At 33.5% G+C, this 2282-nt stretch carries 1 protein-coding gene; it reads left to right on the top strand.

Features of this window, described 5'->3' with window-relative positions; translation table 11 throughout:
• Positions 1 to 491 precede the first annotated feature (491 nt).
• Entirely contained in the window at positions 492 to 1844 is a 1353-nt protein-coding gene (locus A9G11_RS07920; RefSeq protein WP_141674382.1) for a hypothetical protein, read from the top strand.
• Positions 1845 to 2282: the final 438 nt, after the last annotated feature.

The raw sequence follows: 2282 nt of genomic DNA, 5'->3' as shown, positions 1-2282 counted from the left end.
TATTTTATCTTTATTAGGGTGCCGATACGTAATAATTCATAGACTTTAATTTTAAGATTAGTTTATTGATAGGTAAAACCACTTATCCTTTTGATATGGCTTACTTTTCTTTACAAATCTTTGCTGCTCAAAGAGTAGTTAATTTCTTATAAACAATTATACTTTCAACAGTTAAAATGAATTTAGCTTGATTTATTAATAAATGGAGAAGAAAACTGAAATAAAACAACAAATAACTTGACAGGTGACATGTTATGCAGCTTTTTTACATAAATCAAAGCTGGAAGTTCCACTTTTTCAGTAACTTTAAGTTCCCCCATAATAAGCAAGTCAACTCAGGTATTATTACCGCAAATTTATTTTATTTATATCGAACTAATGTTCATACATCATTATTAAAACAATGTTCACAGTTGACTATAGCTTGTTGGTTTATCTTAAACTCACGAAGGTTAATTAGAACTTTTTTAGTATTTCTGTCCTTGTTATTATTGTCATATTCTTTTAATTCACAGTCTTTATCAACCAATACCACAAAAACGATTCAAGGTGCAGCACCATATTTAACGTTTGATGGCGGTAATACTAAAGTTACTTCCACTAATGGTTTATTAGCGATTACCTTGTCCAACGGTACCACTATTACTCCTGCAACTAATTTCTCAACGACTACTAATCCGATAGAGTTACCTAATACAGGTGAGAGCTTTACGGATATTAAGATGTTGGTTCCAGCAACGACTAATTCGATAACGTTAAATACACTTATTAGTACACCCAATAACTATTGGGGGGATGATGATGGTGATGGGAAAGGAGTAAATGGAATAAAGGCAACAGGTAGTTTAAGTGTAAGTATCACTGATAAAGATAATCAAGTAGTTAGTCGAGGGACTGTTTTAAATTTGTGTAATGCTCCTTATAAATTGATGTTGAGTGGTACTGATGGTGTGTTAAGTACACAATATGGAGACCCTATCAGCAGTATTTTCAGTGCAGATACTGCTACTTATTATATTAAACCCAAATCTTCACCTGTTATCTGTCATGCCAAGCCTAGTTTACTCTTAGGCACAGATATGTACCTTGGACCTACAAATATATGGAATCCCAAAGAAGGTTTTTTCCCTCAATCAACCGATCCGGTATCCTATGGCCGTAACTTTCCGACTACCGGCGCTAATAATCTATATTTTGATTTGGGCATAGTAGGGAGTGATCCATTAACTTGGTCTGCTGTTACTAAAGGAGGTATTACTGCTACCGTAACACCAACACCAGGTGAAAAAGAAGGAACGAGTGTTCGAGTTTCTCTTACAGGCCCTGTAGCAACGATCTCCCAAATCAATTCAAGTTCACCTAGTTTGATTAGTAAACCAAATTTGCCACAACAATTCGAATTAGTGGGTAAAAATAGTAGTGGTAAAGACATCTTAAAATATGGTTTTGAGTTAAAACAATGGTTTGTTAATCGTGGAGATAAAGATGATACCAACTATAATCAAAATTCTTGGTGTACAAGTTTAGGTTATCGTCTTTCTCGGGTAAAAGATCTTACTAATGCAGTGTGTGCAGGTTTATGGTCAGGCTGGTTTTGCCAAGGTGCTATTGGCGCAACGCCGTCATCAAATGGTAACCATTACCAGCGAAATATTGGTGCAGGACTTTTTACCGAATGGGGGCGGATGGATGCTTATACCGATTCAGGTTTTTTCTGGCGCAACTATTGGACAAGTGATACAGCGCAGTCAAGTTATTTCGTTGTAGACGAGGATGATGCTGATGTTTACCTTGCCATACGTGCTGATATATCAAGCACTAAGGCTGTATGTGTCTACCCTTAATTCTTAAAAAGTTGAAATTGATCAAATCAGGTTTGAATCTAAATGCTAAATGCTAAATGCAAATCTTAACTAAAAATAGGGGAGTAACAATAAAAAAGGTAAGTTATTTATAATGATTTATCTGTCACCGACCAAAGTGAAATAGTATCATGAAATATAAACAACTTACCTGTAAAGAAAGATATAAGATTTTTTACTTAAAGCGTATAGGTTTAAAGAAAATAAATTATCTCTAATACCTTGAAAAAATTAAATATCATTTAGTTACAATTATTAGTGATGAGACGATAAATTCGATTTCAAAAAACTAAAAAACAAAAATGGTTGCAAATTATTTAGAAATGAGTAATTTATATATAAACTTAAGGGTATCTTTTAGCGTTAATTAACTCTCTATCAATGCTAATTTGCAACATTTATGATAATTAATCATTTGGT

The organism is Gilliamella sp. wkB108, assembly GCF_001690195.1.
Classification (GTDB): Bacteria; Pseudomonadota; Gammaproteobacteria; order Enterobacterales; family Orbaceae; genus Gilliamella; species Gilliamella apicola_L.
This window is presented reverse-complemented; position numbering and strand designations above follow the sequence as displayed.